The 23,429-nt window shown below is 54.4% G+C and carries 22 protein-coding genes; 10 read left to right on the top strand and 12 right to left on the bottom strand.

The window, feature by feature from the left end; all coding sequences use genetic code 11:
• Positions 1-30: 30 nt before the first annotated feature.
• Genes BMW46_RS02785 through BMW46_RS02775 form a run of 3 tightly spaced genes read right to left on the bottom strand, consistent with a single transcriptional unit; the run spans position 31 to position 1,852 of the window.
• A complete protein-coding gene (locus BMW46_RS02785) occupies positions 31-801 on the bottom strand; it encodes a 4'-phosphopantetheinyl transferase family protein (RefSeq protein WP_177171019.1) in 771 nt (256 codons plus the stop codon).
• A 59-nt stretch (positions 802-860) separates the two neighbouring features.
• Positions 861-1,622 carry a thioesterase II family protein gene (locus BMW46_RS02780; protein ID WP_074704241.1) on the bottom strand — a complete coding sequence of 254 codons (762 nt, stop codon included), beginning with the start codon at positions 1,620-1,622 and terminating at the stop codon, positions 861-863.
• Positions 1,622-1,852: an MbtH family protein gene (locus BMW46_RS02775; RefSeq protein ID WP_074704239.1), complete on the bottom strand. Its 231-nt coding sequence runs from the start codon at positions 1,850-1,852 to the stop codon at positions 1,622-1,624. The genes BMW46_RS02780 and BMW46_RS02775 overlap by 1 nt, the downstream gene beginning before the upstream one ends.
• A 989-nt stretch (positions 1,853-2,841) precedes the next feature.
• Between BMW46_RS02775 and BMW46_RS02765 the strand changes: the two genes are divergently transcribed.
• Positions 2,842-3,420 (top strand): serine acetyltransferase, encoded by a 579-nt coding sequence (locus BMW46_RS02765; protein WP_074704234.1) that lies wholly within the window; start codon positions 2,842-2,844, stop codon positions 3,418-3,420.
• A 176-nt stretch (positions 3,421-3,596) separates the two neighbouring features.
• Here BMW46_RS02765 and BMW46_RS02760 read toward each other — a convergent pair whose 3' ends face one another.
• Both BMW46_RS02760 and BMW46_RS02755 read right to left on the bottom strand, forming a co-directional pair.
• Entirely contained in the window at positions 3,597-3,812 is a 216-nt protein-coding gene (locus BMW46_RS02760) for a FecR/PupR family sigma factor regulator (RefSeq protein WP_074704231.1), read from the bottom strand.
• Positions 3,813-3,961: 149 nt separating this feature from the next.
• The gene (locus BMW46_RS02755) at positions 3,962-4,471 is read right to left on the bottom strand and encodes an RNA polymerase factor sigma-70 (RefSeq protein WP_074704230.1); all 510 of its coding nucleotides are present in this window, start codon (positions 4,469-4,471) and stop codon (positions 3,962-3,964) included.
• A gap of 146 nt (positions 4,472-4,617) precedes the next feature.
• Here BMW46_RS02755 and BMW46_RS02750 point away from each other — a divergent pair, with 146 nt between their 5' ends.
• The 5 genes from BMW46_RS02750 to BMW46_RS02730 all read left to right on the top strand — a co-directional run bounded on the left by BMW46_RS02750 (position 4,618) and on the right by BMW46_RS02730 (position 12,213).
• Positions 4,618-6,006 (top strand): efflux transporter outer membrane subunit, encoded by a 1,389-nt coding sequence (locus BMW46_RS02750; protein ID WP_074704605.1) that lies wholly within the window; start codon positions 4,618-4,620, stop codon positions 6,004-6,006.
• Positions 6,000-7,232 (top strand): efflux RND transporter periplasmic adaptor subunit, encoded by a 1,233-nt coding sequence (locus BMW46_RS02745; protein ID WP_081355651.1) that lies wholly within the window; start codon positions 6,000-6,002, stop codon positions 7,230-7,232. Before BMW46_RS02750 ends, BMW46_RS02745 begins: the two co-directional genes overlap by 7 nt.
• A gap of 87 nt (positions 7,233-7,319) precedes the next feature.
• Positions 7,320-10,514, top strand: a complete 3,195-nt coding sequence (locus BMW46_RS02740) for an efflux RND transporter permease subunit (protein ID WP_074704228.1) — start codon at positions 7,320-7,322, stop codon at positions 10,512-10,514.
• Between the two features lie 208 nt (positions 10,515-10,722).
• Positions 10,723-11,841 (top strand): glutamate 5-kinase, encoded by a 1,119-nt coding sequence (proB, locus tag BMW46_RS02735; RefSeq protein ID WP_074704600.1) that lies wholly within the window; start codon positions 10,723-10,725, stop codon positions 11,839-11,841.
• A gap of 39 nt (positions 11,842-11,880) precedes the next feature.
• The gene (locus BMW46_RS02730; RefSeq protein WP_081355637.1) at positions 11,881-12,213 is read left to right on the top strand and encodes a protein tyrosine phosphatase family protein; all 333 of its coding nucleotides are present in this window, start codon (positions 11,881-11,883) and stop codon (positions 12,211-12,213) included.
• A 319-nt stretch (positions 12,214-12,532) separates the two neighbouring features.
• On the opposite strand, the gene BMW46_RS02725 is transcribed toward BMW46_RS02730, so the two are convergent.
• The 6 genes from BMW46_RS02725 to BMW46_RS02700 form a co-directional block, all read right to left on the bottom strand.
• Positions 12,533-13,063 (bottom strand): CNP1-like family protein, encoded by a 531-nt coding sequence (locus BMW46_RS02725; protein ID WP_074704226.1) that lies wholly within the window; start codon positions 13,061-13,063, stop codon positions 12,533-12,535.
• Positions 13,063-13,662: a DUF3501 family protein gene (locus BMW46_RS02720; RefSeq protein ID WP_074704225.1), complete on the bottom strand. Its 600-nt coding sequence runs from the start codon at positions 13,660-13,662 to the stop codon at positions 13,063-13,065. Before BMW46_RS02720 ends, BMW46_RS02725 begins: the two co-directional genes overlap by 1 nt.
• A gap of 59 nt (positions 13,663-13,721) precedes the next feature.
• Complete coding sequence (locus tag BMW46_RS02715; protein WP_074704223.1) at positions 13,722-15,053, bottom strand: (Fe-S)-binding protein; 1,332 nt, start codon at positions 15,051-15,053, stop codon at positions 13,722-13,724.
• Positions 15,054-15,209: 156 nt separating this feature from the next.
• Positions 15,210-15,629, bottom strand: a complete 420-nt coding sequence (locus tag BMW46_RS02710) for a rubrerythrin family protein (RefSeq protein ID WP_217638635.1) — start codon at positions 15,627-15,629, stop codon at positions 15,210-15,212.
• A 197-nt stretch (positions 15,630-15,826) separates the two neighbouring features.
• Entirely contained in the window at positions 15,827-16,777 is a 951-nt protein-coding gene (locus BMW46_RS02705) for a D-2-hydroxyacid dehydrogenase (protein ID WP_074704219.1), read from the bottom strand.
• 71 nt (positions 16,778-16,848) lie between these two features.
• Positions 16,849-17,766 carry a DMT family transporter gene (locus BMW46_RS02700; RefSeq protein WP_074704216.1) on the bottom strand — a complete coding sequence of 306 codons (918 nt, stop codon included), beginning with the start codon at positions 17,764-17,766 and terminating at the stop codon, positions 16,849-16,851.
• A gap of 74 nt (positions 17,767-17,840) precedes the next feature.
• On the opposite strand from BMW46_RS02700, the gene dapC reads away from it, so the two are divergent.
• The 4 genes from dapC to prmB all read left to right on the top strand — a co-directional run bounded on the left by dapC (position 17,841) and on the right by prmB (position 22,443).
• A complete protein-coding gene (gene dapC, locus BMW46_RS02695; RefSeq protein ID WP_074704214.1) occupies positions 17,841-19,034 on the top strand; it encodes a succinyldiaminopimelate transaminase in 1,194 nt (397 codons plus the stop codon).
• A 50-nt stretch (positions 19,035-19,084) separates the two neighbouring features.
• Positions 19,085-19,906, top strand: a complete 822-nt coding sequence (gene dapD, locus BMW46_RS02690) for a 2,3,4,5-tetrahydropyridine-2,6-dicarboxylate N-succinyltransferase (protein ID WP_074704212.1) — start codon at positions 19,085-19,087, stop codon at positions 19,904-19,906.
• A 45-nt stretch (positions 19,907-19,951) separates the two neighbouring features.
• Positions 19,952-21,088, top strand: a complete 1,137-nt coding sequence (gene dapE / locus BMW46_RS02685; RefSeq protein ID WP_074704211.1) for a succinyl-diaminopimelate desuccinylase — start codon at positions 19,952-19,954, stop codon at positions 21,086-21,088.
• A 455-nt stretch (positions 21,089-21,543) separates the two neighbouring features.
• Complete coding sequence (gene prmB / locus BMW46_RS02680) at positions 21,544-22,443, top strand: 50S ribosomal protein L3 N(5)-glutamine methyltransferase (protein ID WP_074704209.1); 900 nt, start codon at positions 21,544-21,546, stop codon at positions 22,441-22,443.
• Here prmB and rluB read toward each other — a convergent pair.
• On the bottom strand, positions 22,440-23,372 hold the full coding sequence (gene rluB, locus BMW46_RS02675) for a 23S rRNA pseudouridine(2605) synthase RluB (RefSeq protein ID WP_074704208.1): 933 nt from the start codon (positions 23,370-23,372) through the stop codon (positions 22,440-22,442). The genes prmB and rluB overlap by 4 nt on opposite strands.
• Between the last annotated feature and the right edge of the window lie 57 nt (positions 23,373-23,429).

Below are 23,429 nucleotides of genomic sequence, written 5' to 3'. Positions count from 1 at the left end.
ACCTTTCAGTGGACTGACTTTGAAACCTTTTCAGGCGTGATCTATCTGGCGAACGGACTGATTGCAAACCTGCGGATATGTAGCCCGCCCTTGGCAGGGATCCAGTCTTGACAGGGGAAGCCAGGATGTCAGTCGCGACACTTCCCGGCTTTTCCCCTGAGTTGAAGCCCGGTCATGAGTCTGGAATGCGAGGGCTGCTGCATAGCCATCGGGTACCGGAAGGCGCCAGGCTTGTATTTCCGGCCACTCCGGGGAATCATGCGCAATCTTGTAAGCCTCGTCGTCCCGGGGCAGAATGGACACGGATTGCAGGTGTTCGGAGATGCCCAATCCCAAGGCTTTCAGCACGGATTCCTTCGCTACCCAGTGCCGAATGAAATCTTTGGAGGTCTGCAACGCAAGGTGGCGCTCCAATGGAGAAAAGACGTAGGCCGCGAGCTCCTCGAGGTTTTTAGCATCGAGGACGCGCTCTTCGCATTCGATATCGACACCGACCGGTCCGCTGGTCGAAAGAGCAATCAGGGCGCAACAACCGGCATGAGAAACATTGAACTCGATCTCTGGCTCACCTTCCAGCCGCGGCTTGCCATATGCATTGACCACGAAGCCCAGCTGGTCGGGCGGCAACATCAATCGCGTTCCGACAAGTCGCCTCAGAGCGGCACGGGTTGCGACGGACCGCACACGGTCTTCTTGCCGCCGAAACCGTTGCGCATGCGCACGCTCTTCTGCAGATAACAACGCCAGTTCGGCATCCGGCACCGACAGCCCAACATCAAGCTCGAGCAACCACACTTCCATGCCATCTGGAATGCGCTCGGACAGCGGCAAGCGCCTTATGGGATACCTTAGTGGATACCTTAAGGAATACATAGGGACATATCAGCAGGTTCTCGATGTGCTTCCTGATATACCTCCGGACGGTACAGCGCCATTCTCTGGACGAGCACGGGAAGAAAGGTCTCTTCGTGCTGACGGAGAAAGAAATGTCCTCCTTCAAACAGATCCAGCGACAACTCTTCTGTAGTTTCGGATTGCCATGCTTCCAGCTTCGACTCATGAATTTCATCGCCACGGCCTCCAAAAACATGAATCGGCAGCGGCAAAGGCAAGGATTGTGCGTGGCGGAAGCTCGCGCAGATGCGGTAGTCGGCGCGCAGCAGGCTGAGCGTCAGGGACAACAACTCCGGGCTCTCGAACACCTCTTCCGGTGTCCCCTCCTGCTTGCGCAGATCGGCGATGAGCGACGCGTCGGTATTCTTGTCCGCATAACGCCGCCAATCCTGCCGGGAGGGCGCGGCACAGCCCGACACAAACAGGGCAAGAGGCAAGGGTCTTTCTCTCTTGCGCAAGGAATGGGCAATTCCGAAAGCGAGCAGCGCTCCCATGCTGTGCCCGAAGAATGCATATCGACGAGGCGGACACCCCTCGATCTCATCCGTTAGGCGCTCGACCAGTGAAGGGAAGCTTTTCGCGAACGTTTCATCCAGGCGGCCTCCACGACCCGGCAACTCGACCGGTTCCACTTGCACCCAGGAAGGCAATCTGCGCCGCCAGCGCAGATACATGACCGAGCTCGCGCCTGCGCAGGGCAGCGCGAAAAGTGTCAGGAGCGGAGACATCACCTGGCTTCAGCGGAACGTTGTTCGTCCATGAAGCGCCGCAGGCTGAGGGGGCGCATATCCGTCCAGACTTTCTCTACATGTTCCAGGCAGGTTTTTTTGTCTCCCAGCACCCCGGTGTCCCGCCATCCTCCTGGAATGGCTTTCCACTCCGGCCAGATGGAGTACTGCTCTTCATGATTGACCAGCACGCGAAATGTCCCGTCTTCGCGATCGAAGCAACTTGTCATGCTTGTTCCCCTTATGTCTGTAAACAGATGCGTTCCAGATTCCATGGACGAATTCTACGGATTGGAAATGCGTCTTAATCTTATTTGGCACCTTGATTAGCTAGACGAATAAGGATTCGAAGAATTTAGGAAAACGACTGATAGCTGACCGGTTTTTGATCAAAGAGATCGAAGAGATAGCTTGATAGCGAAAATTTTTTGTGACTTTTTAATCCCGGATAGCTCAGGCATGAAGCTATGGTTTTGATATTGATGAGTTTTATAGCCATTTCTATTAGGATGGATCGCGATGGCTTGCTCTAATGAGCGTTAGATTCCCCTTCGCGAGCCTCCAGAGTTCTGTTTAATATCTGATTTTCTCCGTGTCGAACTCTCGATACATTTCCCATGCTTTGCCGCATCCTGGTCACAAAATAGTTGAAAAGAAACGCGAATAAGGATTAGTATCGCACGCGGTAGCATGTGTATAGTCTTAGGTAGTTTGCCATTATGCCCAGACCCCATTCAGACCCCATCTTCTTTCTCGACTTCAACTGCAAAGACGGTAACCGGATTGGCAATTTGGATGGTAATTTTCACGGAGACTGAGGATCTCGACAGTGCCAGGCAGATAGCGCGTTCGTCTGGCACAGCTGAAGGCGTCTGACATGCCTTCTTTTCACCGGACGTTCCTGAGTCAAGGATGGCTGGCGAGTCTCTTGCGGAAAGAGGCCGGGAGATGTTCAGTGCCGGCTTCGCCAAGAGCGATCATAAGAGCCTTCGGCGACTAGCTGCAATGGCTGGGGGCAAACTGTGCGACATGCCGGAATTCGTTAACAATGCTGCTGATGGCAACCTTCGCCGGAGGGTTGCATTGCAGCGAAGCTGTCATTTTTTGAATCACCCCCTCAACCGCATTAGAACCTTATGTCGATCAATGCTTACCCGCATTCATACGACACCCTGGCGCGAGCGGCTCCCCTTCAAAGTGTAATGTGAGGAAATTGGCAATGACATTGAATGAGCTGAAATCTGATACCCATCGCCAGTACGGACAGTTCAGTTGGGGCCACTTGGTCAAGGGGGCGATCACTAACAGAACGTTTCGGGTGGTTGTAACAATGAGACTGTGCCAGGCGGCGGCAGCAGAACCGGGCCTCCTACGTCTTGCGCTCATCCCTTTGAAAATTATGCATCGTTTGTCGACGCACTTGGCGGCCGTAGACTTTTCCTGGCGGACCAAGGTGGGTGCCGGTATAGCCATAACACACGGCTGGGGTCTGGTTGTGAATCCAGGCGCAAAGATTGGTAATAACGTAACCCTTTTTCATGGGGTTACCCTTGGGCGTCGTGATCGCATTTCCCCTGACGGAAATCGTCAAACTGAACACCCGGTGATTGAGGATGAAGTCTGGATTGGACCTCATGCGATCATCGTCGGTGGAGTAACCATAGGTCGCGGAAGCAGAATCGCAGGAGGCGCATTTGTTACAGAGAGCGTCCCTCCTTATTCAATTGTATCGGGAAATCCCTCTACGATTGTTAAAGCGAATTGTACGCCGGATGTAATGAACCCCGCTCCCCTCTGATAAGACGCACGAATCATTCGGAGATATTGAATATCGACACCCGTTTTGCCACACGCACGCCTTAAAGTCTATTCTGGACGGTAATATGGATATATTTCAATTCAACTGCAAACGGATCGATGTGAGGGAGCAAAGAACATTACGTAGTCCGCTATCACAGTATTATCTCTTCGTCATCAATCCTCGGCAGGCGGTTCAAAGGGTGGAACAAGACCGGTGATGAGCCAGAGGCGGGAGGCCTCGTCGTAGGCCTTTCTATGGGCAGGATTCATATTCAGCCAACCGATCAGCTCCTGCCGTTCAACAGGGCTAAGTGACTCGTGCTCACGTATCACCCACTCGACTGCTGTATGCCACACCTGCTCCGAATCCTGGTCCTCTGAATTCGCCACGGTCTCACCTTGATGTTCCCTCGATGAATCTTCGGATTCATCGATTTTTTCGCGGTTTTAAACTTACCCGAAACAAGTATAGCGGATACCGCTGTGCAAATGCTTCCCGGCGACAGGCGTGATCAAGCTGGCAGTGATCAAGTGGGAGACTAGGTGGATTGGAGAGCGGCGCGGCAGTGGTCTATTGCCTCGTGGATCAGGATATTCACCAGGGATGTCGAAATAGCCAGTTCGGCAGCGATGGCACGGTGCGTCTGCCCTTCCAGACGATGGAGTTCAAAAGCGCGCCTCGTCCGCTCCGGAAGTTCCGATATTGCTTTTGCAACCAGTTTCAGATGCTGGCGGCTGATGACCGTGGCTTCGGGCATTCCAATGTGGGAGGGTACATGCAGCCCGTCGTCTTCGCCCTCGAAAAGATTCAATTCGAATGAAATACGCCGATGATGATCGATGGCAAGATTGCGAACCATCTGGAACAGGTATGCCACGGGCTGCTTGACATGGAATACTGCCGCTGCTTCCGATACTTTGAGATATGCATCCTGCACCACGTCCTCCGCCCGCTCGGGATTACCGAGAATCTTGAGCGCTGCCCAGCGCAACTGGGACCGATGAGCCATGAAAACTTCGCTCAGTTCAACCTGCTCTTCGACAATCATCGCCGCCTCTCCACAGAAAGCATATAATAACAATAACGAGAACTATTCTTATTATCATATAGCAATTTCTATTTTACAATATGCATCACCTTCCGGTCCCGAAGGATATTAGTGAATATCCCCAGTTTTCGGATCGGCTGAACCGAATGCCCAGAATATTTGCGATAATAATTGTTTCGATTTCCCTCGCCGGAATTGGCGGTTGCAAAACATCTCCACTGAGAAATCCTGGAGATACAGGCGCAGCAATCCCAGCCACATGGGCAGCGGATAAAGGGACTCCACGGCCAACCCCCGAAAACTGGGTAGAAACTTTTGGCGACCCTAATCTGAATGCCTTGGTTAACAGCGCCTTGGCGGATAATTATCAACTGAAGGCTGTGGCGGCGCGGGTAAAAGCTGCGGTGGCCCAGGCACGCATAGACGGTGCAGGCCGATGGCCGCAACTGCTCTTTGCCCCCGATTACCAATATACGCAAATCCGCGAGGCGGGATTCGGCTCAGCCCGCTTCAGTGTGGTTGAAACATTGTTCAGCCTGAGCTGGGAGCTGGATGTGTGGGGACGAATAAGCGACTTCCAGCAGGCAGCAATAAGAGAAGCGAGTGCGACCGCAGCCGATTTTCAAGGCGCGCGCTTGTCTCTAGGCGCACGGGTGGCGCAGAGTTATTTTGAGCTTACCGAAGCCAGGCTGCAAGCAGCAGTGGCGGAGCGGTCAGTAAAGGACCGAAGCGTTATTGTCGACCTGGTGCGCGGGCGCTTCGCCCGGGGCTTGACGAAAGCGCTCGACGTGCGCCTGGCCCTCACCGACCTTGCCAATGCGGAGGCTGAGCTTACCCAGGCGCGCAACCAGGTTCAGATCATTGCACGCCGACTGCAAGTGCTGCTGGGGCGCTATCCGGAAGCTGTGCTGACGGCGACTGCGGAACTACCTGAACTTCCACCCGATATGCCAGCAGGGTTGCCCTCGGAATTGCTGGAAAGACGGCCGGACCTCGTCGCTGCCTATGATCGTTTGCTGGCTGCCGACTCCCGTCTGCAAAGCACGAGAAAATTACTGCTGCCGCGTGTTGCCCTGACTGCAGCCGGAGGAATGCGCAGCCAAGCACTGACCGAATTGGTGGATCCCAGGGCTCTCGCATGGAACGTGCTCATCGGATTGGCGCAACCCGTATTCACGGGGGGGCGCATCCGGGGCCAGATCGAATTTGACAAGGCGCAGACCGAGCAGGCCCTTAATCTGTACAAGGACACGGCACTCAATGCTTTCCGGGAAGTGGAACAGGCGCTGGCAGCCGACGAATGGCTACGGAAGGAAGAAAAAGCCTTGAAAAATGCGGTTGAACAAACCGAAGCCAGCCGAAAACTGGCAGTCTATTCCTATCAACATGGGTATATCGAAATTCTTACACTGCTGGATAGCTACCGCAGCACCCTCACTGCTCAAAGTGCGCATCTTTCCGTCAGGCGCCAGCTTCTGAGCAATCGAATCAATCTTTACCTGGCATTAGGAGGCAGCATTTGCGAGGCGTGCTGAAACAACTGGCAAGCAAGAGCATGCTCAAAATCATCATCCCCGTTCTTGTTGTGCTGACCGGCATCAGTATTTCGTGGGCGATTGCTGTTCACCGGCCGTCACTGAAATCCGAATTGCCGGATGGTGGAATACCGGCGGTACGGGTAATCGAGGCAACTCCACAAACGATCAAGCTGAATATTCGCTCGCAGGGTGTAGTCGTGCCCCGTACCGAGATTGATCTCGTCCCCGAGGTAGCGGGCCAGATCGTTCGACTTCATCCCAGCCTGGCCGCCGGGGGTTTTTTTGAGGCGGGCGATATACTGATGATGATCGATCCCCGCGACTATGATCACGCGATCGCGGAGGCACACGCGCGCATCGCCGAGGCGGAACGCCAGGTTGCGATGGAAGAGGCGCAGGCGGAACAGGCACGCCAGGAATGGCAGGTGCTGGGGGAAGGAATACCCTCGCCTTTGACCATGCGCGAGCCGCAACTGGCGGAGGCACGCGCAAAACTGAAGGCAGCGCAGGCCGACATGGTAAAGGCCCGCCTGCAGCGAGGCCGGTGCGAGTGGCGCTCGCCATTTGCCGGGCGTGTGCGCAACCTGCATATCGGTCTTGGTCAGTACGTTCAACCTGGAGAAAAGCTGGCCCGCCTTTATGCGACCGATATTGCTCAGATACGCCTGCCTTTGGCGACCGACCAATTCGCATACCTCGATCTTCTCCTCGACCATAGGGACAACAAGGCAGAAAGGGGACCCAGGGTTGCCTTGAGCGGGGAATTTGCGGGTGTAACTCACCGATGGGAGGGGAACGTTATCCGGACGGAGGGTGCGCTGGATGAGGAAACCGGACTCCTCCACGCCGTTGCCGAGGTGCGGAATCCTTATAAGGTCAAGCCAGGCCAGCCTCCGCTCATACCCGGCTTGTTTGTAAAAGCCGAGATCGAAGGGCGGGAGCAGGCCGATGTCTTTGTATTGCCGCCCGGTGCCGTCAATGCTTCTCAAGAAGTGCTACTCGTCGACGCGGAAAACCGTCTGCATATCCGCCGTGTAGAAATATTGCGTCGTGAACCCGATCGCATTCTTGCCAAAAGCGGGTTGAAAGCGGGGGAAAGGCTGGTCATTTCGAGAATCGAAGTTCCGGTGGAAGGAATGAAGGTAAGCGCCGAGATTGTGGCTCCGGAGCCGAAGCTCAAAAAGACCGGTCTGGAGACGCCAATACAGAAGGGTGCGCTATGAGCGAACTTATATGGCCAGCTGTTCTGCATTCCAGCCGCTATGCCCGCCACTTGGCCAAGAGAAGGATTCATTCGTGAGTTTTTTTTAATGAAGGGTATCTTTCCTCCTTCCTTTCCCTCCTCCGGGCCGATTGCGTGGTTCACCGCCAATCCGATCGCTGCCAACCTCCTCATGTTGCTCATTCTGCTTGGGGGTGCAAGCAGCCTGCTGCTGATGGACAAAGAAGTGTTTCCCCGATTCATGCCCCATCAGATCGAGATCAAGGCGACCTATCCGGGAGCAGGTCCTCTGGAGATCGAAGAGTCCGTTTGCATCCGGATCGAAGAGGCAGTCTACAACCTGCCCGGCATTAAAAGGTTGAACTCTGAAATTGTCGAAGGGGAATGCACGATCAAACTGACCGCCCTGCCCACCTATGACAGAGATCAGGTGATGAACGCGGCACGCGGAAGGGTGCAAGCGATTCAGCGTCTGCCGAAAGGCCTGGAGAAGATTGAGGTGCAGCCGGCAAACCGCATCGGAGATGATGGCGTTATCTGGGTGGCATTATACGGCCCTACCGATCCGCTTACCCTCCGGCGCCTGAGCGACGGCATTCATGCCGAGCTCTCCCGCATACCGGGGGTAACGCGGGCACACAACTATTACGAACTGCCGTACGAGATTGCTATAGAGGTATCCACGGAGAATTTGCGCCAGTATGGCGTCTCGCTCAAGGAGGTGACGGAAACCATTCGACGCGCTTCGGTGGACTTGCCCGGAGGGGTAATGAAGAATCCGGCAGGGGAGCTGCTGCTCAGGGTCAAGGGCAAGGCCCAGGATGATGTATCGGTTGGAAATCTGGTAGTGAGCACCCGGCCGGACGGAAGCCGGGTGCTGCTTCGCGATGTAGCAGTCATCAAGGATGGGCTGGAAGAGCGGTTGTCGGAGTGGCACCACAATGGGGAAACCGCTCAAGGCTGGGAAATTCATGCCGAAAAAGATTCTGTGGCAGTGGCGCGTCGTGTGAAGGCTTACGTAGCGGAAAAAAAAGCAGAGCTTCCCCAGGGAGTGGGTCTGATCACCTGGTGGGATGATTCGCAGGCTTACGAAGAGCGCATTGGCACCCTGCTGGAGGATGGGCTCACGGGATTCGTACTGGTCTGCCTCATCCTGACCCTGTTCCTTCAATTCAAAGTAGCCGTGTGGGCCGGAGCAGGAATCCTGACGTCGATATTCGGCGCGTTCTGGCTCATGCCAGCTCTGGATATTTCCCTCAACATGCTGTCGCTGTTCGGTTTCCTGCTGGCGATGGGAATTCTCGTGGATGATGCAATTATCATAGGAGAAGCTATCTATGCCCGCCAGGAAGAGGCGAAAGCAGGAGCCGCTGCCGCGACAGGTGAAGGGAACGGCTCATCGGCTGCGGAATTCCGCTGGATGCAAAGAAACCTGCAGGCAGCCATCCTTGGCGCGCGCGAAGTCGCGTTGCCGGTTACTCTCGCCGTCATGATCGCGCTTGTCGCGTTTCTGCCCGGCTTATTCCTGCCCGGATGGGCGGGCCAGATGATGAAACCCATCTGTCTGGTAATGGTTCTCACGCTGGTATTTTCACTGATTGAGGCGCTGCTGATCCTGCCCTCTCATCTGGCGACACCGTCCAGGAGCACATGGGCCTACCCGCCCTTGCTGCATCTGCGCGCCGCACTCAATCATGGATTGCAGCAGTTTGTCCGCGGTGTTTACGAACCATTGCTACAAAAAGCGCTCGCCTGGCGTTATCTCACGATCGCCATTTTCGCTGTCCTGCTGATGCTGGCTGTGGCATTGGTGGCCGGAGGCCATGTGCGGGTGACCTTGCAGGCGGACGTGACAAAAGAGAGCTTCTGGGTCTATCTGAAATTGCCCGAAGACGCACCCTATAGCGAAACGCGCAGAATAGCGGAAAAAGTAGAGCAGGCACTGCTGCAATTGCGGGAAGAACTGGATAGAGAGGCAGTCAAGAGTGACCCGGATATCGGCGGGAGCGTCATCGTCGGCATGGAAACGATCATTGCGGAACACAGCGCAGGTTTCTGGACCGAACTCTCCCCCACTGGTCGCCAGCACATCGTGGTAGAGGATTTCATCCGCGAGTGGCGCAAGCGTATCGGTGACATCGGACGGGCCAAGATTGACTTCCTGTATAAGGAAGGGGATCTCCCCTACGATATCGAATTCGATCTTGGCCACCCCGATCCGGAAACCCTGACGGCGGCCGTGGCGGTATTCAAGCAGAAACTGGCGGATTATATAGGAGTATACGATGTGGTGGATTCCGCCGAGGCCGGTAAACCCGAAGTCCGCCTGCGTCTCAAGCCCGAGGCGGAACGCCTGGGCATCCGGCTGGAAGATATTGCCGAGCAAATGCGCCACGCCTACTATGGCGACGAGGTGCATCGGCTGCAACGAGGGCGCAATGAGGTGAAGGTCATGGTGCGCCTGCCGCGTAGCGAGAGGCAGTCACTCGACGATCTGCAGAATCTTCCGGTTCGTTTGCCCAGTGGAGCCCAGGCTCCCCTCGGAGTCCTTGCGGAAGTCGAATTGATGCCCGGCCAGGCAAAACTGCTTCGCCAGGACCGGCAGCGCATCCTCAAGGTACAGGCCCAGACCGACCCCAAACTTGCTGATGTGAACCACATTTATGCCGGTTTTGCAGCGCATGAAATACCTGAAATAAAACGTCAGTTTCCAGGATTGGATATCGACATTGGCGAAGAGCGCCAGGAACAGGAACAGACGATCCAGAAGCTGGTGCTTTTTACCGGAGCTGCTCTGGCCGTTATCTATACCTTGATTGCCATCCCCTTTCGTTCGTATACCAAGCCGCTGATCTTTCTTCTGGCGGCTCCGGTCGCCTGGAGCGGCGCGGTGTGGGCGCACTGGCTGATCGGTCTTCCATTATCCATGGAGTCACTGGTGGGCATGATCGCCGCGAGCGGGGTGGTAATAAACGATAGTCTGGTACTGCTGGATTACGTGCAAAAACGGGGAGACAGCGGCCGGCCCGTCTCGGCGCTTATCCTCGAGGCATGCAGCGCCCGCTTCAGGCCAATTCTGCTCGCATTTCTCACCAACTTTGTCGGATTTCTTCCCATCCTGCTCGAAAGGAGCGAACAGGCACAGTTCCTGGTCCCCATGACGCTCTCCCTGACCGTGGGGCTGCTGGTGGGCATGGCCGCAAGCCTCATACTGACACCCGTGTGCTATGCTGTCACCGAGCCTTCCGGCAAACAGCCGATGCTGGCGGAAATGGCTCGCTGAGGGTTTGAAACTTCGCTGTTTATAAGGATGGCGGCAGTTTATAATAAAAACCATGCCACAATCCTCCATGATAGCCACCCAGATTGTTCTGATCTTTAGCCACCTCTTCAAACCGCCCTTGATTTGATTTTTTTGTATCTGGAATAGGTATCCGGTATTGAAAACCGGGATACTGGGCAACTGCACATTCAATTGTAAAGCGTCAAATATGGAATCCGTTTTAAAGCAGTCGCGGCGCATCGTCGTCAAGGTCGGCAGCAGCCTGGTAACGAACCAGGGACAAGGCCTTGACCATGCAGCGCTCGCACACTGGGCTGGACAAATCGTTAAACTCAAGAAGATCGGCAAGGAAGTGGTGCTCGTTTCTTCCGGGGCCATAGCGGAGGGGATGCAACGCCTGAAATGGAAAAAGCGCCCGCACGCCGTCCACGAATTGCAGGCGGCAGCAGCAGTGGGACAAATGGGCCTGGTGCAGGCCTATGAAACCTGCTTCCGCAAGCACGAATTGCACTCGGCCCAGGTTTTGCTCACCCACGAAGACTTGTCCGACCGCAAGCGCTATCTGAACGCGCGCTCCACGCTGGCCACGCTGTTGAATCTGAATGTCATTCCAATCATCAATGAAAATGATACGGTAGCGACCGATGAAATCCGCTTCGGCGATAACGATACGCTAGCCGCACTGGTAACCAACCTGATCGAGGCGGATGTTCTGGTAATTCTGACTGATCAGCGAGGGCTATTCACAGCCGATCCGCGAAAAGATGCCCAGGCGAAACTGGTGGAGCAAGCGAAAGCCGGGAATCCGGACATCGAACGGATGGCAGGGGGTGCAGGCAGCGAAATAGGACGAGGCGGCATGTTGACCAAAGTGCTAGCGGCCAAACGTGCAGCGAGAAGCGGCGCGCACACAGTGATTGCGTCGGGACGCGAAGCGGATGTCCTGATTCGCCTCGCCCGAGGGGAAGCGATCGGCACCCAGTTGCTGGCGGAAACCATGACGCTCGCCGCTCGCAAGCAGTGGCTGGCGGACCATCTGCAAATCCGGGGAAATGTCACGCTGGACGAAGGAGCGGTGGAAGCACTGGCTGTTGGCGGCAAAAGCCTTCTGCCGGTCGGCGTGACCGATGTGCGCGGCAACTTCGAACGGGGCGAAGTCGTAGGCTGCCTCGATCCGCATGGAAGGGAAATCGCTCGTGGACTGGTCAACTACAATGCTGCGGAAACCCGGCGTATTCTCCGTCGGGCAAGCGACGAAATCGAAAGCCTTCTCGGCTATATAGGTGAACCGGAGCTCATCCACAGGGATAACCTGGTGCTGCTTTAACACCTCTATGCAATACTCATTATCACTGGAGAAAACCTGATGAAACCAATGACCAGAATTGACGATAATTTCTCAACCAGTCCACAGATCGATGCCGAAGATCTGATCGATATCAAGGCCGCGGGTTTTAAAAGTGTGATTTGCAACCGCCCGGATAGCGAGGACGGAGGCCATCATCCAAACCACGATTTTCTCGCATCCGAAGCCAGCAAGCTGGGACTTGAATTTTCCTACCTGCCGGTTATCCCGGGACAAATCAATGACAGTCACGTTACGCAGTTCAAGACACTCATGAACGAACTGCCTGGTCCTACCCTTGGCTACTGCCGTCTCGGGCTTCGCTCCAAAGCGCTTTACGAGCGCTCGCGCTAAATATCCTTAAATGCCTCTGCATACCTTTTCACTGCACCCTTTACCATACCCGTTTCACCTACCCTTCCACGGAATTACAATACCGAGCACGATCATTGGTTGTGCAATCTTGTTGGTAAAACCCTGAAGTCCTTTCCCCGAAAGCGGAAATCCATTGATTCCAGATAACTTCTTGAAATCTGGATGCCCGCTTTTCGCGGGTATGACACATAATGGACCGATCCGGAAATTCCCCCACGTTCATGATCAGTCCAGTTCCCGGCCCAACCGTCACTTCGTTTCGCCTTCCTTGGGGAGAAGGAGAGCATCATCCTCTCAGCTAATACCTTACCGCTCGCGGATGAATGCCGGCTTTCAACGCCTGGATCGCTTCATCCGCATCCTTCACTGTCTGAAGTCCGAGAGGACAGAAAAAATACCGGTAAAGCGCGCGCTGAGGATAGTTCTGGACGATACCTTCGAGATCGACCCATTTCGACCGTCCTGCCCGTGCCCAGGTTTTATCGTTGCGCCCATAGGCATAGGTTCTTTTCTCTTCGGTCTGGCAGCGTATTCCCTCGTAGCTCACATTCATCGCACCGGAAGGGGACTTGATGACGAGGGTGTAACGCACGACACCATCTTCTCCCACTGTAATAGACGCACCGTCGACGTAATGGGTATTCGAACTTGCGGGGCCGGCATCGAATTGCAGCAGATTTTCCTGTTCGGGATAAGGAGGCAATTCCGTCTGCAGTTCAACCCACGGCCGTTCATGATCGAACTCATATTCGAATTTTTGTTGCTGGGCAAAAACTGAAATCGATGCACTCGAAAGCAGCAACCAGAATATGAGCAGGTAAGTTCTCATCACCCCGCGAGATCTGCGGTCAAATCATTCATCAAAGCATTCCGCGCTGCCGCCTCCACTTCCTGTCCCGGCACTTTATAGGCAGAATGATCGATACCCATGCTCAAAGAGGCGCCTTCACGCAACGCCTTTATCATTTCCAGCCCCAACTCGAATCGCAGAAAATGGACGGAAGCGGTCTTTTTTTCATTCTCCCGGTCCAGATCTTCATCCGCAATGGCATAGACCGGGTCGAAGCCATTCACTTTTACCCACACCTTGTCCTCTATGCCTATCAATTCGGCCAATCTGGCTACGCGCTCAACAGGGTCCGGGTACTCGATCATCATCGTTGCCTTCCAATTGGTCCCATCCGGCACCAGCGGATTGTAAGCTTCCAGTTCCTCCTCGATTCCGGCTTCCTCAAAAATCTTTTCTACTCGCAGCATCTCCTGGATCTGATACCGCATCGTCAACTCATCCTCGAAAATGAGGGTCACGTTCGTGCCGAGATGTATCTTGCGGTTACGTTTGTGCGCCATTACACGCGCACGGAATTCCTGCCGTGACTTTGCGTAATCTTCCAGGGTCATCAGGCTGCTGCGGGTGATCTGAGGCATAATTATTATTTGATCATGATAATGAATAGAGACAACGCCAGCTGAACATCGGCAGTCGTTCAAGCCAGCCCGTATGCAATGCGGATGAGGGTCAAGGGATGCGCCTTCTGCGCGCTTGTCTCGCCCATGCCCTGCTCGATATGGCGACCAGCGATCGCGCAATCGGAACTGATATAGTCAGGATCATGCTGGGCCATCTGCCTGAATACGGGCCTGCCGATCTTCATGGAGTCGGCAAAGTATTCGCTTTTTACACCCCAGGTGCCGTCGTGCCCGGAGCAGCGCTCCACCACGGTCACCTTTGTGTCGGGCACCATCTGCAACAGATCTTTCGTCTTCTGGCCGATATTCTGCACACGCAAATGGCAAGGAATATGGTATGAAACCTTGCCTAGCGATTTCTTGAAATCCGTTTTCAACAGGCCATCACGATTTCGCATTGCCAGATATTCGAAGGGATCGAGCATGGCTTTGGCTACCGCCTTCACATCCTCGTTGTCCGGGAACATGAGCGGCAATTCCTGTTTGTACATGAGCGTGCAGGACGGCACCGCTGTGAGTATTGCATAACCTTCCCTGGCCAGTTTCGCCAGTGGGGGGATATTTTTATCCTTGAGTTCTTTCACGGCATGCAAGTCACCCAGCTCCAGCTTCGGCATTCCACAACAGGCTTCTTTCTCCACCAGCCGTACTGGAATCTCGTTATGGTCCAGTATCTTCAATAAATCGTGCCCTATTCCAGGCTCGTTATAGTTGATGTAACAGGTGGAATAAATTGCCACTTTCCCGGACGTCCGCTCGCCGTTGCGCACTTCGTGGTCCACGTTCGGCTGGGCGGTCTTGCGAAATCTGTGACTGTCGTACTCCGGCAATCTACGTTCTGCATGAATGCCAAGCATGCTGTCCATCAGTTTGCGGGTAGCGGGCGCCTTGTTGATCGCATTGACTACCTGGACCACGACGGGAATGCTGGCAAGCTTGCCCACCGCGTCCGTGCTGGACAACAGCTTGTCACGGAAACTCGCACCGCCTTTTTCGTGCTTGACCGCCTTGGCGCGCAGCATCAGGTGTGGAAAATCGACATTCCATGGATGAGGAGGCACATACGGGCATTTCGTCATGGAGCACATATCGCAGAGATAGCAGCGATCCACCACCTCCCAATACCTCGATTTCTCCACTGCGTCCAGTTCGCCGGTCGGCCCCTCATCTATGAGATCGAACAAGCGCGGAAATGCGGTGCACAGATTCACGCAGCGGCGGCAGCCGTGACATATGTCGAAGACGCGCTCCATCTCCGCGAACAGCTTGGGTTCGTCATAATATTCCGGATTTTCCCAGTCGATGGGAAGGCGCTTTGGCGCCTCCAGGCTGCCTTCGCGAGTGGTCATGCGTGAAAATGAATGGGGAAATAAAACAGATGGAAATTCGGTTGAAAATTCCGGAACAATAACAATACAAGCGGAAGGAACGGGATGCAGGATCCGATCCCTTCCGCTTTTTGTCTATAGTCGCCTATCGGGTCGACTGAACTACTTGTCGAATCGTTAGTCGCCCAGACTGTCCAAAGCCTTTTGGAAGCGATTGGCGTGGGAGCGCTCGGCCTTGCCCAATGTCTCAAACCATTCGGCGATTTCATCGAAACCTTCATCACGTGCGGTTTTAGCCATTCCAGGATACATATCCGTATATTCATGCGTCTCTCCCGCAATGGCTGTTTCAAGGTTGGCGCGGGTCGAACCAAATGGCAAGCCGGTGGCGGGATCTCCACTCGCTTCCAGGTATTCGAGGTGACCATGCGCATGTCCGGTTTCGCCTTCAGCAGTCGAGCGGAAAACCACTGCCACATCGTTTTGCCCTTCCACATCCGCTTTGTTCGCGAAGTAGAGATAACGCCGGTTCGCCTGCGATTCCCCGGCAAAAGCCGCTTTCAAATTGCCTTCTGTTTTCGTTCCTTTGAGTTCCATCATTCCCCTCCTGTAATCAAATTGCCATAAATAGAGCTTTCCGCCGATGCGTCCGGATATGCGATTCGAATGAACGTGACCCGTATGCATCAACTCGCCCTAACCCTATGAGACTATCGAAGGCTACTTGAGTTGTCAACCGCCTATATGCATTCTTTATATTCCGCCTTTCTGCCGATGTGAACCGGACTGGAAATTCAAGTAAGCAGGTTTTGCGGCTTGCCTGCCACCCAGGCTTCGATATTGTCGACCAACTGATCGGCAAGAAAACGCATGGCCTCGGTAGAGGCCCAGGCGATGTGAGGTGTCAGGATAAAGTTGGGACGACGCAAACCAAGCAGGGGATTGCCGTTTCCGGGAGGTTCCGCCGTTAGCACATCGAAACCGGCGCCGGCGATAGTGCCATCGTCCAGGGCCTGTACCAGCGCCGCCTCATCCACCAATCCTCCCCGCGCTGTATTTATGAGCAATGCGTTACGCTTCATCTTGCGCAATTCGTTCATGCCAATCAGGTTGCGGGTAGCGGAGGTCAGCGGGCAATGCAGCGAGAGGATGTCGGATTCCGCAAGTACCTGATCGAACGGGGTGAGAACCACGTCCTTCTTCTTTCGCGATTCATGATAGGCAAACAGCACTCGCATGCCGAATCCCTGTGCAATGGCGGCAGTGCCGCGCCCAATCGTGCCCTCCCCGACAATACCGATGGTGGCGCCAAACAACTCACTGATCTCATGAGTAAACAGGCAGAACTGCTCCGATTTCTGCCACCTTCCCTGCTCGATCTCCTGCCGGTAGGCAAAAAGATTTCTGCGTAGCGCGAGCACCAGAGCGAAAACATGCTCAGGTACGGTATGAATTGCATAATTGCGGATATTCGCCACGGCAATGCCGCGCCCGCGGCAAGCGCCGATATCGACAGCGTCATATCCGGTGGCCGCAATGGCGACCATTTTCAGCTTTGGCAATTGCGCCAGAGTTTCCTCGCTCAACCCCACCTTGTTGATGATTGCGATGGTTGCATGCTGTAAATGCGACACCACCTGGTCAGGCGTCGTTTTGGCGTATTCCTCATACGTGTGCTCGAAATTCGGCCGGCGCACTTCCACCTTCAGGGAATCCCTTTCCAGAAAAACGACGTGATGATTCATGTTCATTTCCCTCTTGTGTGAAATTTGTATAGGAAACCGGAATTCCGGTACCAGAACCGGCGTGGGCGGTATTACTCCCGATTCATCCTCGCTGAAAAGAGACTGGCCGAAATGATCATTGCTCCACCCGCCCATTCCCTCAGTGTCATGGCTTCATCAGTCAGGAAGTAAGCCGCCACCGCCGCCACCACCAACTCGAACAGCATAATCACGATAGCCTGGTTGGCAGGGGTATGGGTAAGCCCGTATTGCACCATCAGACTCAGGGCAAATACCGTCAACCCCACCAGCAGCAGGAGCAGAAACGTATAGGCGGAAACATCGACCGATGCAGGCAGACCAGGCAGGAACAGACTATAACCGAATGCCACCAGCGCAACTCCCACCCATACTGCAACCGATTTTAATTGAACATCATGATATTGGTCTTTTCTGCTCAGCACGTTCGCCAAAGCGAACATGAAACCAGCGGATATTCCCATCCAGTCGGCATAGGAGGAAGGCAGCAGGCTGCCTTCCGGTTGCCATAACATGATTATCGCACCCCCCAGGGAAAAAACGATAACCAGGTAGCCGTGCACGCTTAACACCTCACTCAGCAGGAAGCGCGCAAACACGATGGTCCATAGCGGTGAGAGGTAAAATAACAGCATGACCCGCATGATTTCGCCATGGAGCACACCGAGAACGTAAGCGAGATTGGCCCAGCCTGCAGACAATCCTATTCCGACGAGCAGGCAGGTTTCCCTGTCAAGTAGGCGTACGGTGCGCAATTTGTGACGAAATACGGCCAGGCCGAGCAGCAGGGCCACAAGATAGGTAATAACGGTTGCAGTCGGCCCGCTTACCCCGGTCTGCTCCAATAATCGATAGGGATACCACAGCAAACCCCAGATCGTAGCGCCTACAAGCAGGGCAGCGATCGGGAAAGCATTTTGTCCCCCGCCTTGTCCACCTTGGGTAGATTGTTTATTTTGCTTTGTGAGCAAGAGAGTGCCCTCTTATAATCCTGCTTCGATCAATAACTCAACGGGGAATAGAGCTTTCTTCCCATCGCCTTAAATTGAATCCCAATCTGAACCGCCTGCAACCATACCCTTTTGAGAAGCTCACCAAGCTATTTGAAGGCATCAAGCCTGCATCGGCTTTTACGCCTATCAGTCTCCACATCGGGGAGCCCAAGCATTCGACTCCGGATTTCATTCGCCAGGCCTTGATGGAAAATCTGGTGAAGATGGCGCACTATCCGGCAACCCTCGGCGCGCGATCCCTGCGCGCCAGCGTCGGCAAGTGGCTGATGCAGCGCTACGGCTTGCCGGCAATCGATCCCGATACCGAAATCCTGCCGGTCAACGGGAGCCGCGAAGCCTTGTTTTCTTTTGCGCAGGCAGTGATCGATTCTTCCAAGTCCGATGCAATTGTAATTTGTCCGAACCCGTTTTATCAGATATACGAAGGCGCTGCATTGCTTGCGGGCGCAACGCCCTGTTTCCTCAATACCCTGCCCGAGAATGATTTTTCACTCGACTATGCTCAATTACCGGATGAAGTATGGGCGCGCACCCAACTTGTGTATGTCTGTTCGCCCGGCAATCCCACCGGGCGGGTAATGTCGGTGGACGAATGGCGCCATCTGTTCGAGCTTTCGGACCGTTATGGATTTGTCATTGCGTCGGACGAATGTTACTCTGAAATCTATTTTGATGAAGCTTCTCCTCCATTGGGCGCGCTCCAGGCCGCCCACCGTCTGGGCCGGGAACGCTTTCCCCGGCTGGTGGTATTCAGCAGTCTTTCCAAAAGATCGAATGTTCCCGGCATGCGTTCCGGATTCGTTGCCGGAGATGCGGCGATCCTCAAAAAATTCCTGCTCTACCGCACCTACCACGGTAGCGCGATGAACCCGGCAGTACAGGCGGCCAGCGAGGAGGCTTGGAATGATGAGGTTCATGTTGTCGAAAACCGCCGCCTCTACCGCGAGAAATTCAAGGCAGTCATCAAATTACTACAGGACACGCTACCGGTTTCGCTGCCGGACGCGGCTTTCTACCTGTGGCTGAAAATACCGGTGAATGACGTCGAGTTCGCCCAGCGGCTCTATCGCGATTATAATGTCACGGTTTTGCCTGGCAGCTACCTTGCACGGCATGCGCATGGGATTAACCCTGGCGAAAATTTCGTCCGGATTGCCCTGGTGGCATCCGTAATGGAATGCGCCGCCGCTACCGAGCGGATAAAGAAGCTGGTATCCCGCCTGTAGCGGGCAGCCTGTAGAGCAGCGATATATCAACAAGAAATCGAAGGAAGACCATGGATCAGCTCCAAAGTACGATTGAAGAAGCGTTTGAACGCCGCGCCGAGATCACGCCGCGTAACGTCGAAGCGAAGCTCAAGGAATCCATTACCCAGGTACTGGAGATGCTCGATAGCGGCAAACTGCGGGTAGCGGAAAAAACAGACGGTGAATGGAAAACCCATCAATGGATAAAAAAAGCCGTGCTGTTGTCGTTCCGCATCGAGGACAACAGCTTCATCAAGGGTGGATTTTCCAATTATTTCGACAAAGTACCTTCCAAGTTTGCAGATTACAGTTCCCGCGATTTTCGTAATGGCGGCTTTCGCGTCGTGCCTCCCGCAACCGTACGCAAAGGCGCTTTCATCGCCAGCAATGTCGTGCTGATGCCCTCCTATGTCAATATCGGTGCATACGTAGATGAAGGCACCATGGTCGACACCTGGGCTACGGTAGGTTCCTGCGCGCAGATCGGGAAAAATGTGCATCTATCCGGGGGTGTCGGAATCGGCGGAGTGCTGGAGCCCGTGCAAGCCAATCCTACCATCATCGAGGACAACTGCTTCATCGGCGCGCGCTCGGAAGTCGTGGAAGGCGTGATTGTCAGCGAAAACTCCGTGATTTCCATGGGCGTATACATCGGCCAGAGCACCAGGATTTATAACCGCGAAACAGGTGAAATCAGCTATGGCCGTATCCCTCCCGGTTCCGTCGTCGTTTCCGGCAGCCTGCCTTCCGCAGACGGCAAATACAGTCTCTATTGTGCAGTCATCGTGAAACAGGTGGATGCCAAGACCCGTGCGAAAACCGGTATCAATGAGCTGTTAAGGGGAATTTAACAGCCGATTCTCATCCACACCAAGCTTCTTTTCAGGAATTGCTCCATGCTCAATGACACACTGGCGCTCGCACAAATGCTGATCGCCCGCCGCTCTCCGACACCTTTCGACAATGGTTGCCAGGAAATCCTGATCGATCGCCTGGAAAAAATGGGCTTCAACATTGAAAGAATACGATGCGGCGAGGTGGATAATCTTTGGGCCAGGCGCGGAACGGAAGCACCGCTGATTTGCTTTGCCGGCCACACCGATGTCGTGCCAACCGGCCCCCTGGAAAAATGGGAAAGTGACCCATTCGATCCCGTCACTCGAAATGGCAGGCTTTATGGGCGCGGCGCCGCCGACATGAAGGGATCGATAGCAGCATTCATCACGTCGATCGAAGCTTTCGTTGCGGAACATCCCGATCACAATGGCTCGATTGCGCTCCTGATCACATCGGATGAGGAAGGTATTGCGGTAGACGGTACTGTACGGGTGGTGGAAGTCCTCAAGGCGCGCAATGAACTGATCGATTACTGCATCGTCGGGGAACCGACCTCTGTCGACAAGCTTGGCGATATGATCAAGAACGGCCGGCGCGGCTCCCTGTCCGGAACGTTAACCGTGAAAGGTATACAGGGCCATATTGCCTATCCTCACTTGGCAAAAAACCCGATCCACCTGGCGGCTCCCGCCATCGCCGAACTGGCCAATACGAAGTGGGATGAAGGCAACGAATATTTTCCCCCTACAACCTGGCAGATTTCAAATATGAATGGAGGTACGGGTGCTACCAACGTAATTCCCGGTGAAGTAACGGTATTGTTCAATTTTCGTTTCTCCACTGCAAGCACGATAGAATCGCTTAAAGCCCGAGTGCACGAAATTCTCGACCGGCATAACCTCGAATATGACTTGCAATGGGAAAATTCAGGCAAGCCTTATCTCACCCCAAGGGGCGGCCTGGTCGATGCAGTGAATGCCGCCATTCACACTGTGACAGGAATCGAACCTGAGCTTTCCACCTCGGGAGGAACCTCGGACGGCCGGTTCATCGCCGACATCTGCCCGCAAGTGGTGGAATTGGGACCACGGAATGCAACCATTCACAAGATCAACGAATACGTTGAAGTTTCGGATCTGGAACAGTTGCCCCAGATTTACCAGCTCACGATGGAAAGCTTGTTGCTGAGAAAATAAGAATAAAAATGGAGATCACCCATTTCTACGGGCAGGACTGACCCGGACGTACACACACATCATCGCACTGCCCGCTCTCGCAACTCCCGCAGCATCTCCAACCGGTGGGGCAGCACTGTTGCGGGGGCGGGCACACCACTTGGCAAAGCAGTCTACATTGCTGCGGTATGATCCTGGCTGATGCAACGTCCGCAAAAACTGCATGAGCAGCATGATAAGTATTGCTTGCCATGTACATGGACGCCTCTGCGTTAAATCCTGGCATATTCGCGGTGTTCATTTCTTGCCTCCTTCCGTTGCTAATGGTTAACTCTATAGTACGGCTGGCAATTCCGCTTTCGGATATTTTCGAGCGATTAAAAGATAGATGTTGAACCAGGAGTAATCCGTTCGAGGACGCACGGATGGACGACATACAGATCATCAAGATTACTTTTTCTCACGGACAAGAATGAATGTTCATTGAAGCCAAAAACCAGCTCCAGACTATCCGCGACGTACTGCGTTTTGCCATAAGCCGCTTTAACGATGCAGGGCTTCATTTTGGCCATGGCTCTGCCTCGGCGTATGACGAAGCAGCTTATCTCATTCTCCACACGCTGCATCTTCCGCTTGACCAGTTGGAACCGTTTCTGGACGCCCGCCTCCTTCCGGGAGAGCTGGAGTTGGTCCTGAAAATAATCGAGCGCCGTGCAATAGAAAAGATTCCGGCTGCTTATCTGACCAAAGAAGCGTGGTTGGGGGATTTTCATTTTTATGTGGATGAACGCGTGATCGTACCACGCTCCTTCATTGCGGAATTGCTGCGGGAACAACTTGCACCCTGGATAGAAGAACCGGCAGAAGTTTATTCCGCATTGGATCTTTGCAGTGGCTCTGGATGCCTGGCAATACTGCTGGCGCATGCGTTTCCCAATGCAGCCATCGATGCGACAGATATTTCAGCGGATGCCTTGCAAGTTGCTGGAAAAAATGTGAAGGAGTATGGCCTGGAGAATCGGATCTATCTTATCCAGTCGGATCTATTCGCGGCATTGGCAGACCGCCGCTACGATCTTATTGTCAGCAATCCGCCCTATGTCAATGCGAAAGCAATGGCAGCGTTGCCGGAGGAATATCGCCATGAGCCGCCGAGTGCACTTGCCAGCGGCGAGGATGGACTAAAGGCGACAAAGGTAATACTACGGGACGCGGCAAATCATTTGACCGATGATGGATTGCTCATTGTCGAAATCGGTCATAACAAGGAAGCCTTGGAGCGTGCCTTTCCCGATACACCATTTACCTGGCTGGAAACCAGTGCGGGTGACGAATTTGTTTTCCTGCTGAAGCGGAATCAGCTTCCCAGCCATTAGGCTTTGTAACCGACCAGTTCCAGCAGGCGTCCTATCTCTGCCTCGTTCAATTCCATCGACTTTCCCCGTTTCAAACGTGAGGGGAGGTTGATAGGACCAAAACGAACCCGCATCAGGCGGCTCACTGTCATTCCCATCGCTTCAAACATCCGCCGTACTTCGCGGTTCCTGCCTTCCTTCAATATCACGCGATACCAGTGGTTGGAGCCCTCACCCCCTTCATCCGACAGGTAATCGAACTTGGCCGCGCCGTCCTCCAGCTCAATACCGGAGGTCAGCAACGTTGCCTGCTCCGGCGTCAGCCTTCCGATGATCCGCACTGCGTACTCGCGCTCGACTTCGAAGCGGGGATGCATCAGTCGGTTGGCCAATTCCCCATCTGTGGTAAAAATCAGCAACCCGCTGGTGTTGTAATCCAGCCTGCCGATAGCGATCCATTTGGACGACCTCAACTGCGGCAGTTTGTCGAAGACCGATGTGCGGCCTTGGGGATCATCGTGGCTGACGATTTCCCCCTCCGGCTTGTGATAGAGCATGACGCGGGGCAAACGGCGGGCGGATCTGAAGTGAATGACGCGCTTCCCTACCCTCACGACATCTCGAGCGTCGATACGGTCCCCCACCTGGGCAGTCTTTCCGTTGATCGTCACCTGTCCGCTGGCGATCAGCTCCTCCATTTCGCGTCTCGAACCCAGCCCTGCCTGCGCCAGAATCTTGTGCAATTTCTGTGTAACGAGTTGAGTGGAGGTGGAACCCACGCCAGATTGAGTTGTTGCCGCTGGTTTTATCGATCCCCTCGACCGGCTTCGTACAGGCGATTGGAGTGATTTGGGTGAGCCTGCCGGAGTTGGCGAGGCGGGAGATTTTGTGGTCTTCGTAGAGCGGCGTTGTCTGGCCGTATCGGGTGATTGCGATGACCGGGTTTTCATCGCAGCTCCAATTTCAAGCCTTCTGCCAATCTCCAGTTTCCCATGCTGGCGAGTGCT

Source organism: Nitrosospira multiformis (assembly GCF_900111585.1).
Classification (GTDB): domain Bacteria; phylum Pseudomonadota; class Gammaproteobacteria; order Burkholderiales; family Nitrosomonadaceae; genus Nitrosospira; species Nitrosospira multiformis_B.
This window is presented reverse-complemented; position numbering and strand designations above follow the sequence as displayed.